The 14,398-nt window shown below is 30.0% G+C and carries 15 protein-coding genes; all 15 read left to right on the top strand.

All coding sequences use genetic code 11. The features are described 5' to 3' along the window. Nucleotides 1–14 precede the first annotated feature (14 nt). Nucleotides 15–2,837: a formate dehydrogenase subunit alpha gene (locus ACQY5W_RS08805; protein WP_428024591.1), complete on the top strand. Its 2,823-nt coding sequence runs from the start codon at nt 15–17 to the stop codon at nt 2,835–2,837. Nucleotides 2,838–2,846: 9 nt separating this feature from the next. Then, nucleotides 2,847–3,455 carry a formate dehydrogenase FDH3 subunit beta gene (gene fdh3B / locus ACQY5W_RS08800; protein WP_428024590.1) on the top strand — a complete coding sequence of 203 codons (609 nt, stop codon included), beginning with the start codon at nt 2,847–2,849 and terminating at the stop codon, nt 3,453–3,455. Beyond that, a complete protein-coding gene (locus ACQY5W_RS08795) occupies nt 3,445–4,407 on the top strand; it encodes a cytochrome b/b6 domain-containing protein (protein ID WP_428024589.1) in 963 nt (320 codons plus the stop codon). Before fdh3B ends, ACQY5W_RS08795 begins: the two co-directional genes overlap by 11 nt. Before the next feature lie 80 nt (nt 4,408–4,487). Beyond that, complete coding sequence (gene fdhD, locus ACQY5W_RS08790) at nt 4,488–5,276, top strand: formate dehydrogenase accessory sulfurtransferase FdhD (protein ID WP_428024588.1); 789 nt, start codon at nt 4,488–4,490, stop codon at nt 5,274–5,276. After that, nucleotides 5,269–5,697 (top strand): ModE family transcriptional regulator, encoded by a 429-nt coding sequence (locus tag ACQY5W_RS08785; RefSeq protein WP_428024587.1) that lies wholly within the window; start codon nt 5,269–5,271, stop codon nt 5,695–5,697. The genes fdhD and ACQY5W_RS08785 overlap by 8 nt, the downstream gene beginning before the upstream one ends. After that, on the top strand, nt 5,681–6,055 hold the full coding sequence (locus tag ACQY5W_RS08780; protein WP_428024586.1) for a winged helix-turn-helix domain-containing protein: 375 nt from the start codon (nt 5,681–5,683) through the stop codon (nt 6,053–6,055). Before ACQY5W_RS08785 ends, ACQY5W_RS08780 begins: the two co-directional genes overlap by 17 nt. Next, complete coding sequence (locus ACQY5W_RS08775) at nt 6,048–7,037, top strand: cysteine desulfurase (protein ID WP_428024585.1); 990 nt, start codon at nt 6,048–6,050, stop codon at nt 7,035–7,037. Before ACQY5W_RS08780 ends, ACQY5W_RS08775 begins: the two co-directional genes overlap by 8 nt. After that, nucleotides 7,038–8,285, top strand: coding sequence for a molybdopterin molybdotransferase MoeA (locus ACQY5W_RS08770; protein ID WP_428024584.1), 1,248 nt, complete (start codon nt 7,038–7,040; stop codon nt 8,283–8,285). Nucleotides 8,286–8,294: 9 nt separating this feature from the next. Next, nucleotides 8,295–9,254 (top strand): tungstate ABC transporter substrate-binding protein WtpA, encoded by a 960-nt coding sequence (wtpA, locus tag ACQY5W_RS08765; RefSeq protein ID WP_428024583.1) that lies wholly within the window; start codon nt 8,295–8,297, stop codon nt 9,252–9,254. After that, nucleotides 9,254–10,240 carry an ABC transporter ATP-binding protein gene (locus tag ACQY5W_RS08760; RefSeq protein WP_428024582.1) on the top strand — a complete coding sequence of 329 codons (987 nt, stop codon included), beginning with the start codon at nt 9,254–9,256 and terminating at the stop codon, nt 10,238–10,240. Before wtpA ends, ACQY5W_RS08760 begins: the two co-directional genes overlap by 1 nt. Continuing rightward, a complete protein-coding gene (locus ACQY5W_RS08755; RefSeq protein ID WP_428024581.1) occupies nt 10,237–11,007 on the top strand; it encodes an ABC transporter permease in 771 nt (256 codons plus the stop codon). Before ACQY5W_RS08760 ends, ACQY5W_RS08755 begins: the two co-directional genes overlap by 4 nt. 46 nt (nt 11,008–11,053) lie before the next feature. Then, the gene (locus ACQY5W_RS08750; RefSeq protein ID WP_428024580.1) at nt 11,054–11,245 is read left to right on the top strand and encodes a sodium-dependent tyrosine transporter; all 192 of its coding nucleotides are present in this window, start codon (nt 11,054–11,056) and stop codon (nt 11,243–11,245) included. Nucleotides 11,246–11,308: 63 nt separating this feature from the next. Next, nucleotides 11,309–11,752, top strand: a complete 444-nt coding sequence (locus ACQY5W_RS08745; RefSeq protein WP_428024579.1) for a cache domain-containing protein — start codon at nt 11,309–11,311, stop codon at nt 11,750–11,752. A 48-nt stretch (nt 11,753–11,800) separates the two neighbouring features. Continuing rightward, nucleotides 11,801–12,244: a cache domain-containing protein gene (locus ACQY5W_RS08740; protein WP_428024578.1), complete on the top strand. Its 444-nt coding sequence runs from the start codon at nt 11,801–11,803 to the stop codon at nt 12,242–12,244. A 131-nt stretch (nt 12,245–12,375) separates the two neighbouring features. Next, on the top strand, nt 12,376–14,370 hold the full coding sequence (locus ACQY5W_RS08735) for an EAL domain-containing protein (protein ID WP_428024577.1): 1,995 nt from the start codon (nt 12,376–12,378) through the stop codon (nt 14,368–14,370). The last annotated feature ends 28 nt before the right edge of the window (nt 14,371–14,398 follow it).

The raw sequence follows: 14,398 nt of genomic DNA, 5'->3' as shown, positions 1-14,398 counted from the left end.
TAGAGGAGAAATGTATGTCAGCAAATACATATGAAACTCTAAATGCAAAAGTTGGAAGACGGTCATTTATGAAAATGGCAGCTGTTGCAACTGCATTTGGTGTAACATCATCTTTTGCTAGTACCACTGCAACTAGAAAAGCAACAGAGGAAGAGATAAAAAATCCATTCCCTGGTTCAAAATTAGTTAAAACTATTTGTACTGCGTGTTCAGTTGGTTGTGGTGTTATAGCAGAAGTACAAAATGGCGTTTGGGTACGTCAAGAAGTTGCTCAAGATCATCCAGTAAGTCTAGGAGGGCACTGTTGTAAAGGTGCTGATATGATTGATATGGTTAAATCAGAAGTTAGACTTAAACACCCAATGGTTAAACGAAATGGTCAATGGCAAAGAATTTCTTGGGATGAAGCTTTAGATGGTATTGCTTCAAAACTTAAGAGTTTAAGAGAAAAAAATGGTCCAGATTCTGTTCAATTTTTAGGTTCAGCTAAATTTAGTACTGAACAAGCATATTATTTTAGAAAATTTGCCGCAATGTTTGGAACAAATAATATAGACCACCAAGCTAGAATTTGTCATAGTACAACTGTTGCAGGAGTAGCAAATACTTGGGGTTATGGAGCTATGACAAACTCTTTTGGAGATATTCAAAATTCTAAAGCAATATTTATTATGGGTTCAAATCCAGCAGTTGCACATCCTGTTGGATTTCAACACTTTTTAAAGGCAAAAGAAAGAAATAATGCAAAAATAATTGTTGTTGACCCAAGATTTACAAAAACTGCTGCAAAAGCAGATTATTACGCAAAAATTAGACCAGGTACTGATATTGCTTTTATTTATGGAATGCTACATCTAATATTTAAAAATGGTTGGCATGACAAAAACTTTATTAATGATAGAGTTTATGGTATGGATGAAGTTATGCAAGAAGCCAAAAAATGGACTCCAGAAAGAACAGCAGATGTTACTGGTGTAAGTGCAGATTTACTTGTTCAAATAACAAAAGTTTATGCTAATACAAATCCAGGAACTTTTGTATGGGCAATGGGACTTACTCAACATACTATTGGTTCATCTAATACAAGAATTGGTCCAATCTTACAATTAGCACTTGGAAACATGGGTGTTGAAGGTGGTGGATGTAATATCTTAAGAGGTCATGATAATGTTCAAGGTGCAACAGATATGTGTTGTTTATCGCATACTTTACCAGGATACTATGGTTTAGCAGAAGGTTCATGGAAATATTTTGCAAAATCTTGGGGTGTAGATTTTGAATGGCTTCAAGGTAGATTTAAAGATCCATCATGGATGGGGAAAAAAGGTTTCACACTTGCTAGATGGTGGGCAGGTTCTTTAGGAGGAAAGCCTGGAGAAGATGCAATTCATAATGCAGGAACAAACCTAAAAGCCTTGATTGTTATGGGAAATGGTATTACATCAACAGCACAAACAACAAAAGTAAAAGAGGGATTAGATAACCTTGAACTTGCTGTTTTTTGTGACCCTTTTGTAAATGAAGGTGCAATTATCACTGATAAAAAAGATGATGTATATATTTTACCCTCTGCTACTCAATTTGAAACAAGCGGTTCAGTAACTGCTTCAAATAGATCTGCACAATGGAGATATAAAGTTGTTGAACCTATGTATGAATCAAAAACAGACCATGATATTATGTTTGAAATAGCAAAACGACTTGGTTTTTATGATGAATTTATAGCTGGTATGGGTAAGGGTAAAAATTTTACTTGGCCAGAAGATGCAACAAATGAGATAGCTAGAATAATTAAAACAATTGGTTTAACTGGTTGGACAGCTGATAGAATTAAAAAACATACTGATAATTGGCATATGTTTGATGAAGTAAGTGGTAGAGGTTATGGTGAAATGGCTGGCGAGTACTATGGTTTACCTTGGCCTTGTTGGACAACTTCACATTCAGGAAGCCCTGTTTTATATAACATCAATAGAGCTGTTAAAGAAGGTGGTATGGGATTCAGAAATAGATTTGGATTAGAACATGATGGTGTTTCTCAATTAGCAGCAAAAGGAAGTGCACCAAAAGGTTCGGCAAATCCTGATGGATATCCAGAAATCACTAAAGATAATATTGAAGAAGTATTAAAAATCAAACTTACTGATGATGAAAAAGCAAAAATCGGTAAAAACTGGAAAGTAGATACTTCAAATATTATTGCTGAAAAATGTATGGAAGCAGGTATTGCTCCTTATGGAAACGCAAGAGCTAGAGCAAAAGTGTGGGGATGGGCTGATGAAATTCCAAAACACAGAGAACCTTTACACTCTCCAAGAACAGATTTAACTAAAGAGTATCCAACTTTTGCGGATAAAAAAGATCATTATAGAGTTGATACAAGATATATTAGTGAGCAAAATAAACAAGATTGGGCAAAAGATTTCCCTGTAATTCTTGTAACTGGAAGACTTGTAAATATGAATGGTGCAGGTATAGAAAATAGAGCATCAAAATATCTTGCTAGATTAACTCCTGAAATGTTTTGTGATATCAACCCTGATCTTGCTGGAAAACATGGAATTAGAGATGGTTCAATGATGTGGATACATTCACCTCAAGGTACTAAGATAAAAGTTAAAGCTAGATATACACACTCTGTTGATAGAGATAGAATATTTTTACCTTTCCACTTTGCAGGAATGTTAGAAGGTGTTGATTTATCTCATAAATATCCTGTTGGAACAAAACCTTATGCAATTGGAGAGAGTGCTAATACTGTTACAAATTATGGTTATGACATAGTTACTCAAATGCCTGAAACAAAGGTTGGATTGTGTCAAATAGAGAGAACTTAGGAGTAAAACATGAGTAAAATAGATTTTTCAAGAATGAAGTTCTACTGCGATGAACACAGATGTATTCATTGTGATGGTTGTTCAGTTGCTTGTGCGGAAGCTCATGAGTTACCAGTAACTATTAGTAGAAGAAAAGTTGTAACTGTAAATGAAGGAATTCAAGGTAAAGAGTTTTCATTATCAGTTGCGTGTATGCACTGTACTGACGCACCTTGTGAGCAAGTATGTCCTGTTGATTGTTTCTATATCAGAGAAGATGGAATTGTTTTACATGATAAAGATAAATGTATCGGTTGTTCATATTGTCTATATGCTTGTCCTTTTGGAGCTCCACAGTTCCCTAAAGATGGTGCATTTGGAACAAAAGGTGTTATGGATAAATGTACTATGTGTGCTGGTGGACCAGAAGAGACAAATAGTGAACATGAAAGAAAACTTTATGGACAAAATAGAATTGCTGAAGGTAAAGTTCCTGCTTGTGCAGCTATGTGTTCAACAAAAGCATTATTAGTTGGTGATGCTGAGTCAATAGCAAACATTTACAGAGAAAGAGTAATATCATTCGGTCACGGAGTACAGTCTATGCCTTATGGTTGGGACAAAGCGTATGGAAAATAAAAGTTTTCTAAGTGAGTATAAAGCCTATTTTATTATAGGCTTCTTATTCATCCTTTTAACATATTGGTATTTTTGGTTAGCAACGATTGCAGATATAAATTATGTATATCAGTTCTTATTGCAAATGGCACAAGGTAATTTTACTGGTCAAGTTGTACCATATGAGAGTTTAACTCATTATCAACAAATGAAAGTATCATTATTTGGTCCAAGATATGATGCAATTGCACCAGAAGTTATAAGAGCATTTGAAGAGAGACAACTTCTACTACCGATAGTATTTTTAGTAGAGTTTTTTATCTTTCTTGCAATGTTTATTGTAGCAAAAGGAAGAAAACAAGCAAAAATTACAAGAGAAAACGACAAAGTTCAAGTTTATTCACTTTTTCAAAGAGTTGTGATTTTATTAAATATTGCAGTTATGATTTATCTTTTTATCACTGGGTTTTCAATTACTTTTGGAAACTGGACTGGTGGAGGATATCTTGCAAGAATGATGAGAGCAACACATGAAGTTGTAGGACTTGGGTGGATGCCTATTTGGTTTATTATGACTATAATAGCATTTAAAGACCACAAATATTTTGCTAGACCAAGTGTAAAAATTTGGAATAAAATTTTCCTAAGAGGAAAATATAAACACATGGATAGAATCAACTACTACATGTATGTAGCATTTGGTTTTACGTTAGTTGCAAGTGGTTTTATTATTTGGTATTTATTTCCAGATGCAGCAACACATGCACAAACAATCCAAATAAAAAGATTTATTCTTTTTTTCCATTTTATGGGAAGTGCGATTATTTCATTTTTTACATTTGAAACAGTTTACTCTTATTTTGTATCTGTAAAAGGATATATTCCAGGTGTAATTACTGGAAAATTACCAGTTGAATATCTAGAACAATTTAGACCTGATGTTCTAGAAGAAGACGAAAGTTTAAGAAAATAAGATTAGCAATAAAGCTCTGTTGAGCTTTATGCTTATCTTTAAATATTTAAATATGCAAAATTTGCATATTAAGGAAAGATATGGACAACACAAAATATTTAAAAACAGTAATAATTGACAAACTTATAGAAAATGAAGCTCATGAATTTGAAGATGTGACCATAGAAGAAGCACGTCTCAATCTATTTTTAAATGGAGAAAAAGCCATATCGATGATGACCATACCAAAAGACCAAGATGCACATGCAGTTGGTTTTTTGATGAGTGAAAATGTTATATCAAGTATAGATGATATCAAGGTTTTAAAAGTAAGTAAAGATGGCTTAAGAGTTGACATAGAAGCCAAAATTGACGAAAACTCTTTACAAAACTTATACAAAGAAAAAACATTGGTTAGTGGCTGTGGTGGTGGAGTCACTGGCAATATTGAAGGCAGTTTAGAAATACCCTTTAATCAAACTGCTTTTAAAATAAAACCTGAAACTATTTATACAGAAGTAAAAAAGTTTTATCAAGAGAGTGAACTTTATAATCTAACTGGTTGTGTTCATAAAGCAATGATTTATTTGCTTGATGGAACAACAGTTACTGCTGAAGATATAGGAAGACACAATGCTATTGATAAAGTTATGGGAAAATGTAAACTTCAAAAACTTGATACATCAAAATCAATACTTTTTGTATCAGGTCGTCTTAGTTCAGAAATGGTAACAAAAGCAGTTATGCACAAAATACCAATTGTAGTTTCAAGAACAGCTCCAACATATCTTGGAGTTCAAACTGCTCATAAACATGGACTTACACTAATTGGTTTTGCAAGAGGTAAAAAAATGAATTTATATACTCATAGTGGGAGAATAGATGTCTAGTATAGATGATAAAATAAATATACAACTTGATGATACTCAAAAAGAGTTTCTATATACAAACTTAGATGAAGAGGGGAAACTCTCTTGTCTAAAAGCTTTTAAAGTAGCAAGAAAAATAGGAAGAAAACCAATAGAAATGTCTGCTATTACAAAAAGCTTAGGTATAAAAATCACAAATTGTGAACTTGGGGTTTTTGGAAAGTTAAAATTTAAAGAATCAGATATAAATGTCTATAATAGAATCAAACAAAACTATATGGGACATAAGAACTTAGAGTGCAAAGTTTTATGGGATGAAGCACAGAGATCAACTCTTAATATTGTAGGGTCAACTGTAAAAAATTCTGACATTGAAGTTACACATTGTCAACTTGGATGTTTTAGAGAAAAGAAAGGTTTAAAAAATGAACATAAAAGTTAAAGTTTGGATTGAAGATGAGAATAAAAATCTTGTCTTTGGAAGTGGTAAAACTGAGATTTTAGAGTATATTGATTTGACTGGTTCCATTTCTAAAACTGCCCAAAAAGTAGGTATGAACTATAAAAAAGCATGGAGTCACATAAAAATACTTGAAAACTATATTGAAGAGGATTTAGTAATTACTAAAAAAGGTAGAGGAGAAGATAGTGGCACAAAACTTACTCCAAAAGCTAAAGAGCTAATATCACTTTATAAAACATTAGATGATGATATAAAAAACTATGCTACAAAAAGATTTGAAGAACTATTTATTTCAAAAAATTGTGAAGTAATAAATACAAAGGATAGTAATGACTAAGCTAAATATTTTGCAATATAGTAATATGCAAAATTTACATATTAAACCAGAGTTAAAATTAAGTATCTTAGAAAACAATCAAAGCTATCTTGATTTGGAAAAAAAGTTTTTATCGAAGTACAATTTCAACTCTTTAAACACTTTTTCATTTGATAAAGCTGGCTTTTTAGAACTACTGCTTCAACTAAATAAAAAAGGCAAAATAGCTATTTGTGTAGGAGAAACAGAAAGTCTTATTGAAGCAGCAATTGAGTTTGAATCTCTTGGATTAAATTTATCATGGATAACTTTACAAAAAGATGGAAATATAAACAAATCTGATATCTCAAAAGAGTTTGATTTTATCTTTATATCTTCATATATTATGGATACCTTTGTAAAAACTGATTTAAAAGAGATAAAAAAACTTACAAATGCAAAAATCATCTCAAATGCAAGTGCCCATTTTGATAACTCAAGTGATGCTATATATTTTGACTCTTATAAGTTAACTGGCTTTTTTATAGATGGGGTAATACTTTTTGATGATGATTTATTTGAAGAAAAAACTATTGGTTTTACAAATCCAATTGCTGTGGATTTTGTATATGAAGCCTTAGAAAATCAAAGTTTTGACACAAGTTCCAAAGAACTATTTGAAAAGAGTCTAAAAGAAGTTTTAAAAGATGATATTTACTTTTTTGTGGACAATAATCAAACCCTTCCCTACTCTTTACACTTTGCACTAAAAGGCATCAAAGCAAGGGAACTCATAAGAACATTGGCTTTAGATGATATTCATATCACAAATGGAGAAGGCTGTTCTTTAGGTCTATCCAAACCTTCAAGAATCATACAAGCTATGGATTATGATGAAACTACAAGTAGAAACTCTATCTCTTTTAGTTTTGATAAAAAATACTCAATGGATGAAATTGAAAAAATAGTTAAAAAATTAGCAAAAAAATATAGACAAATAAAAGTCTTAAATGAAGGAAATTAGATGAATCAAAAATTAAACTTTTTAGATTTTGATGAAGCTTTTAACAAAAGTTTAGAACTTGCAAATAAAAACTCTACAGTAGAAATAATCCCTATATCAGAAGCTTTGGGAAGAGTTATCTCTAAAGATATTATTTGCAAAAAGAATCTTCCCTCTTTTGATAATTCAGCAATGGATGGTTTTGCCATAAAGTTTAGTGATGCAGGAAAAACACTTAAAATAAACAAAGTGATTTTTGCAGGAGACAAAGGTGATAAAGTAAAAGAATCACTAGGAGAAAATGAGTGTTATAAAATCATGACAGGAGCAAAAGTTCCAAGTGATGCAGATACTATTATTCCCATAGAAAATTGTCTTGATGTTACAAATGAGAGTGTAACTATCCCAAAAGATATAAAAAAAGGTGCAAACTTAAGACTAAAAGGGGAAGAACAAAAAGAGGGAAATAGACTTTTTAGTAAAGCAGAAGAGATAACTTCTTCACACATTACTCTTCTAGCTTCACAGGGAATAGTGATGTTAGAAGTATATAAAAAAATCTCCATAGCTATTCTTTCAACAGGAAATGAAATAAAAGAGCCATGGGAAAATGCAGATGAAGAAGAGATATATAACTGTAACTCTTATGCTTTAATTTCCCAATTAAAAGAGAAAGGCTTTGAGGCTACATATTGTGGGGTAGTTCCAGATAGTTTGGAAGAATCAAAAGATTATATCTCAAATTTAAAAAGCTACGATGTGATAATCACCACAGGTGGTATTTCTATGGGAGATGCTGATTTTGTGGGGGAAGCATTTTTACAAAATGGATTAGAAACCTCTTTTCATGGGGTAAATATAAAGCCAGGACGACCTATTATGATGGGAAAAATGGACAAAAGTGTAGTCATATGTCTTCCTGGAAATCCATTAACAGCCATGGTAAATATCTATTTGTTTGTAATTCCCATGCTTAAAAAACTTCAAGGTGCAAATGAGTATTACCATGATATTTCAAAAGCTACAAATATACAAGAGTTTAAAACCAAAAACGGGAGGGTTAATATAGTATTAGGAACCATCAAAAATGCAAAGTTTGAGGTGACAAGAAATAACAAATATGGTTCAGGAATGATTACAGCTCTTTACGAAAGTAACTCAATTTTAGTTACTAAAAATGCAACTTCTCAAATAGATGAAAATCAAGATGTAATCGTAATAGAATTTAATAAAAAACTACAAAACAATCAAATTAATATATTTAACTAAAGGAAAAACATGATTAAAAAAACATTAGTAACACTTACATTAAGTGCCGTTGTTGTAAGTAGCCTTATGGCAAAAGAGAAAGTTGTAGTATTTCACGCTGGAAGTTTAGCGGTTCCTTTTTCACAAATTGAAGCAGCTTTTGAAGCTAAGTATCCACAATTTGATGTACAAAGAGAAGCATCAGGAAGTAGAGCAGCTGCTAGAAAAATATCAGAAATAGGAAAAGCAGCTGATGTTATGGCAAGTGCTGATTATAAAGTAATTGATAACTTATTAGTTCCAAAAGATGCAAAATTTAACGCTCAATTTGCTACAAATGAAATGGCAATAGCATATACACCTAAAGCTAAATATGCAAATGAAATCAATGCTCAAAACTGGCCAGAAATTTTCCTAAGAGATGGTGTAAAAGTTGGTCATTCAAATCCTAATATGGATCCTTGTGGATATAGATCAATGCTTGTAACAAAATTAGCTGAATCATACTATAAGATGCCAGGATTTTATGACAAATTATTTGGATATGGAAAGTCATATAAAGTTGGTGAAGAGAATAAAGATAAAGTAATTGTAAGACCAAAAGAGACTGATTTACTTGGACTTATTGAAGCTAATGCTTATGATTATTTATATATTTATAAATCAGTTGCAGAGCAACATGGTTTAAAATATATTACTTTACCTAAAGAAGTTTCATTAAAAGATAATGAAAATGCAGAGTTCTATAAAACTGCATCATTTATGATTGATGGTAAAAAACCAGGTGAACTTATCACTAAAAAAGGTGGAGCTATGGTATATGGTATCACCGTTGCACAAAATGGAAAATCTCCTCAAAATAAAGAGGGAGCAATCAAATTTGTAAACTTCGTTTTATCGCCAGAAGGACAAGCAATAATGACTAAAAATGGTCAAGGTGTAATCAACCCACCAATTATCACTGGTGATGCTTCAATTATAGGAAGATAATGAGTTATTTAAAAATAGAAAACTTATCAAGCAAGTGTGAGAACTTCTTGCTTGATAATATTAATTTAACCATAGACAAAAATGAATATTTTGTACTTTTAGGACAAAGTGGTAGTGGAAAGACTAGATTACTAGAGACTATTGCTGGGTTAAATGAAAGTTCTGGAAATATATTTCATCATAATATAAATATAGTAAATTTCACCCCAGAAAAAAGAGATGTTGGTTTTGTATATCAAGAGTTTGCCCTATTTCCTAATCTAAATGTGGAAGAGAATATAAGATTTTCATCAAGATATAAAAAAATAGAAAAAGCAAAAGAGTTATTTGATGATATAGTAGGTTTTTTAAAGCTTGAAAAATTACTAAAAAGAGAGATTGAAAAGTTAAGTGGTGGAGAAAAACAGCGAGTTGCCATAGCAAGAGCTTTGTTTTCTAGACCAAAAATTTTGCTTCTTGATGAACCTTTAAGTGCCATTGACCCAACTTTTAGAAACTCTATTATGAAAAGTCTTAAGGATATCCATAAAAGATACGACTTAACAACAATTCATGTAACACATAACTTTAGAGAAGCCTCTTATTTAGCAGATAAAATTGCAATTATCATGGATGGTAAAATAGAACAAGTGGGAATTGCAGAAAAGGTTTTAAATCATCCTGCAAATATTGAAGTGGCTAAATTTTTAGGCTTTAAAAATATCTTCCCCGCAACTTTTATTGATAGTGATTCCGAACATGAGTTTTTTTCTGTTGATCCAAATGCTATAAAAGTATCAGTGGAAGATGAACTTTTTTGTGATTATATTTTCAAAGGAAGACTGGAAGAGTGTATGGGAATAGTTGACCATTATAAAATATTTGTAAATGTAAATAAACATCAATTTTTTATAAAAATTTTAAAAAGAGATTATGAGGGATGTTATGCCCATAGTGGAAGTATTATAAATATTGGATTTGATAAAAAGGATATAAGTTTCATATGAAAAGTAAATCATTTATTATTACCTTAGTTGCTTTGGGATTTATTATTATCTTTTTTCTATCAATTCCTATACTTAAGATGTTTGTTGGTGTGGGAAGTGCTAAGTTAATAGAGACTATTCAAGATGGTGAAGTTATTGACTCTATTTTACTTACTATGAAAGTATCAGCATGGGCTATGGCCTTTGTACTTTTTACAGGTCTTCCCTTGGCATATATAATTGCAAGATATAACTTCTATGGAAGAAGTCTTTTAGAATCAATTGTTGATATTCCAATTATGATTCCTCATACAGCAGCTGGTATTGCACTTTTGACAACCTTTGGAGATACCATTTTAGGAGATTTTTTTAAATTTTTTGGAATAGAGTTTGTGGGGACAGAGTATGGAATCATGATTGCAATGATGTTTTTATCGGCTCCTTTTTTGATAAACTCTGCAAAAGATGGCTTTAGAAAAGTAGATGTAAAGCTAGAAAAAGTTGCAAGAACACTTGGGGCAAATCCAGTATCAGTATTTTTTAGAATCACCATCCCAAATGCAAAAAAAGATATCATAAATGGTGCACTTATGATGTGGAGTAGAGGTTTGGGTGAGTTTGGTGCTGTTGTTATACTTGTATATCATCCTATGACAACTCCTGTTCTTATTTTCGATAGATTTAACTCCTATGGACTAAGTTTTTCAGCACCTGTTGCAGCTGTTATCATAGGCTTTTCTGTTGTAGTATTTTTAGTTGTTAGATTTATAACTGGTCGATTAAAATAAAAAAGTAAAAAATTGCTATAATGATGTAAATATAAGGAGAAAACACATGTTTATAAAACTAAATGAAAGAGTACATTTAAATCTTGATAGAATCACCAGAACAAAAATTGACCATGTGGAAGATGGTATTAGAGTAAGATTTTATGAAGGTAAAGACCAAGTTGCTAAATCAAAAAGATTTGAGACTGTAGAAGATGCAAGTAAATGGCTTGAGGATTTATTAAAAATAGTTAAATAAATATCATACAAATTTCATATCATAAGATTAGAATTATTTTTATTTTATTAAAAGGATAAAAATATGATTTCAAAAATTGTAAAAATAGGTTTAGGGCTAGCACTTTGTACTACTCTTGGATTCGCTACATCACAAGAAGAAGTAAAAGCATTTATTGATAAAGGTGCAAAACTTTGTGCAGATAAAGGTATTGAGACATGTTTAGCTGAATTTAGTAAAACAGAAGGTGAATTTGTTCAAGGTGAACTTTATATATTTGCTTATGATTTTGCAGGAGTAAATAAGGCACATGGTGCAAATCCAAAACTTGTAGGGAAAAACCTTTTCAATCTTAAGGATGGTAGTGGTAAAATGCTTATCCAAGAATTAATAAAAACTGCAAAAAGTGGTGAAGGTTGGGTTGATTATAAATGGTCTCATCCTGTAACTAAAAAAATAGCGGATAAGACATCTTTTGTAAAAAAAATAAATGATGACTTACTTATTGGTACAGGATATTACAAATAATCTTTATATTAATTTCATACATTAAAATTATTTTAAAAGGATAAAAATATGATTTCAAAAATTGTAAAAATAGGTTTAGGGCTAGCACTTTGTACTACTCTTGGGTTCGCTACTTCACAAGAAGAAGTAAAAGCATTTGTTGATAAAGGGGCAAAGCTTTGTACAGATAAAGGTGTTGAGGCATGTTTAGCAGAATTCAATAAAACAGAAGGTGAATTCATTAAAGGTGAACTTTATATGTTTGCATATGACTTTAAAGGTACAAATAAAGCTCTTGGTTCAAATCCAAAAATGGTAGGAAAAAACCTTTTTAATTTAAAAGGTGCTGGTGGAAAAATGCTTATCCAAGAATTAATAAAAACTGCAAAAAGTGGTGAAGGTTGGGTTGATTATAAATGGTCTCATCCTGTAACTAAAAAAATAGCGGATAAGACATCTTTTGTTAAAAAAATAAATGATAACTTATTTATTGGTACTGGATATTACAAATAAAAAAAGACCTTCAATAAGAAGGTCTTTTTTACAATACTTCAATCTAACTATAAAAATTCCCCTGAAAATTACGGTTTTCTTTTTACTTTATTTAAAAAATTAGTTATAATTCTGAAAACCTTAGGATAAAAATGAATAATATAAAAATTATATTTTTACAAATAGTTGATGTAATAAGAGCTTCATTTATATCCTTAGTACCTTATTATATTTTATATTCATTTTTACTATTAGCTATTGAAATATTAAAAAATACTAATTCATTTAATTCTGTTTTTACATTAAAAGATGCACAAAATATTGTTGATCTTATTACCTTTTTAATCCCTATATTGATTAATATTAGTATTTCATATCACTTGGCAAGTATTTACTATATGACACTTAGCAGATTTTTAACAATTATCTTATCATTAAGTATTTACCTAAGTGTTGAAGTAATTGTTCATCAAACAAATATCAATAGTTATAATGCACCACATTCCATTATTTTAGCAATCCTAATACCTTTATTATCAGCATATTTACTTGCAAAAATTATTGAAATACTGCACGAATATCAGAACAAATTAAACAATGTACTCTCTCGAAATATCACTACCATGATTGTGTATATAATTCCATTTACATTTATATTTTTTGTTGTAACTTTTATCTTTAGTGGCTTAGGTATATATTTAAATATGGGAAGTAGTATTGTTTTTGAGATTCAAGAGAGTTTACTTTTGTTTATAAGAACAATCGTTTCAAGTTTTTTGTGGTTTTTTGGAATACATGGTATTAATTTCTTTGATTCAATAGTAAATGTAAAAAGTCTAAATAATTTTATGTACCCTAATTTTAACTACTATGATTTTTTTAATCTATTTGTTATTTTTGGGGGTATAGGTTCAGGTCTTTCTTTAGTAATAGCTATTTTTATCGCATCTAAAGACAAACATACTTCTTTTATAGGGAAGATGTCTTTACCTTTTGTTATATTTAATATCAATGAGATATTAATCTTTGGTATTCCTATTTTTATGAATTTTTCTTTAATGATTCCATTTATTTTTGTTCCAGTAATTAACTTCATACTTTCATATTTTTTATTATCATATACACATTTTATTACTTTTAGTGATACATTTGTTCCTTGGACAACTCCTGCTATTTTAAATATTTATTTAGCTACCAATGGAAATCTTCTAGCTGTTTTATTTCAAGTTTTTCTTATCATACTAGGAACATTGATTTATATTCCTTTTGTAAAAAAATATACAAAAAGCCAAAGTTCAACACTTTCTTTAGAAAATTTGGCTAGAAAATTTGATATTACAACTTCTATAGAAGCAAAACAAAATATAAAATTCTATGAAGCTCAATCTTTTTTAGTAAAGTCCCATTATAAAATTAATAAAATTATAGAAAAAATCAATCAAAATAATTTAATTGTTTATTACCAACCTAAAATAAATGTACAAAAAAATAATTGTAATGAATTTGAAGCACTACTACGAATAAGAGATAAATATGGAAATATAAAAGGTCCTGATTTTATTCTAGATATTGAAAACTCTGGTATGTCATCTATTCTTGATATTTGGGTATGTCAAGAAGTTAAAAAAGACTTGGATTTCTGGGCAGAAAGAAATTTTTATCCAGATGTTTCTATAAATCTATTTCCTCATACCCTTGAAGATAAAAATTATATTAATCAAATTATAAAAATGTTAAAAAAATATAATGTACATTTTGAAATAATTGAAAGGCGTTCATCATTAAATAAAAAAATAGTTGAAAATCTTAAATTATTAAAAGAAAATAATTTTAAAATTTCATTAGATGATTTGGGTATAGGTTTTACTAATTTCTCTATGTTATATGAAATGCCTCTTGATATAGTTAAAATTGATAAAAAAATTATAGAGTTTACAAATACGACTAAAGGACTTGTTTTGTACAACAATATCTGTCACTTGTGCATAAGTTTAAACTTACAAATTGTTTTAGAAGGTGTTGAGACAAAAGAAGAATATGAAAGATTGATGAATAAGGATATTAATTTTATCCAAGGTTGGTATTTTTCTAAAGCAATTCCTTTTAATGAAGTTGAATCATTTTCTAAAAATTTTAGTTTGAATTAAAGATTAATGATATAAATATTTCTTCTCT

The sequence above is a fragment of the Arcobacter sp. genome, assembly GCF_050300555.1.
GTDB lineage: Bacteria > Campylobacterota > Campylobacteria > Campylobacterales > Arcobacteraceae > Arcobacter.
This window is presented reverse-complemented; position numbering and strand designations above follow the sequence as displayed.

What these genes read in the sequence shown, in the direction of transcription:
- ACQY5W_RS08805 (WP_428024591.1), top strand. Translation starts at nt 15, where the DNA reads ATGTCAGCAAATACATATGAAACTCTAAATGCAAAAGTTGGAAGACGG.
- fdh3B (WP_428024590.1), top strand. Translation starts at nt 2,847, where the DNA reads ATGAGTAAAATAGATTTTTCAAGAATGAAGTTCTACTGCGATGAACAC.
- ACQY5W_RS08795 (WP_428024589.1), top strand. Translation starts at nt 3,445, where the DNA reads ATGGAAAATAAAAGTTTTCTAAGTGAGTATAAAGCCTATTTTATTATA.
- fdhD (WP_428024588.1), top strand. Translation starts at nt 4,488, where the DNA reads ATGGACAACACAAAATATTTAAAAACAGTAATAATTGACAAACTTATA.
- ACQY5W_RS08785 (WP_428024587.1), top strand. Translation starts at nt 5,269, where the DNA reads ATGTCTAGTATAGATGATAAAATAAATATACAACTTGATGATACTCAA.
- ACQY5W_RS08780 (WP_428024586.1), top strand. Translation starts at nt 5,681, where the DNA reads ATGAACATAAAAGTTAAAGTTTGGATTGAAGATGAGAATAAAAATCTT.
- ACQY5W_RS08775 (WP_428024585.1), top strand. Translation starts at nt 6,048, where the DNA reads ATGACTAAGCTAAATATTTTGCAATATAGTAATATGCAAAATTTACAT.
- ACQY5W_RS08770 (WP_428024584.1), top strand. Translation starts at nt 7,038, where the DNA reads ATGAATCAAAAATTAAACTTTTTAGATTTTGATGAAGCTTTTAACAAA.
- wtpA (WP_428024583.1), top strand. Translation starts at nt 8,295, where the DNA reads ATGATTAAAAAAACATTAGTAACACTTACATTAAGTGCCGTTGTTGTA.
- ACQY5W_RS08760 (WP_428024582.1), top strand. Translation starts at nt 9,254, where the DNA reads ATGAGTTATTTAAAAATAGAAAACTTATCAAGCAAGTGTGAGAACTTC.
- ACQY5W_RS08755 (WP_428024581.1), top strand. Translation starts at nt 10,237, where the DNA reads ATGAAAAGTAAATCATTTATTATTACCTTAGTTGCTTTGGGATTTATT.
- ACQY5W_RS08750 (WP_428024580.1), top strand. Translation starts at nt 11,054, where the DNA reads ATGTTTATAAAACTAAATGAAAGAGTACATTTAAATCTTGATAGAATC.
- ACQY5W_RS08745 (WP_428024579.1), top strand. Translation starts at nt 11,309, where the DNA reads ATGATTTCAAAAATTGTAAAAATAGGTTTAGGGCTAGCACTTTGTACT.
- ACQY5W_RS08740 (WP_428024578.1), top strand. Translation starts at nt 11,801, where the DNA reads ATGATTTCAAAAATTGTAAAAATAGGTTTAGGGCTAGCACTTTGTACT.
- ACQY5W_RS08735 (WP_428024577.1), top strand. Translation starts at nt 12,376, where the DNA reads ATGAATAATATAAAAATTATATTTTTACAAATAGTTGATGTAATAAGA.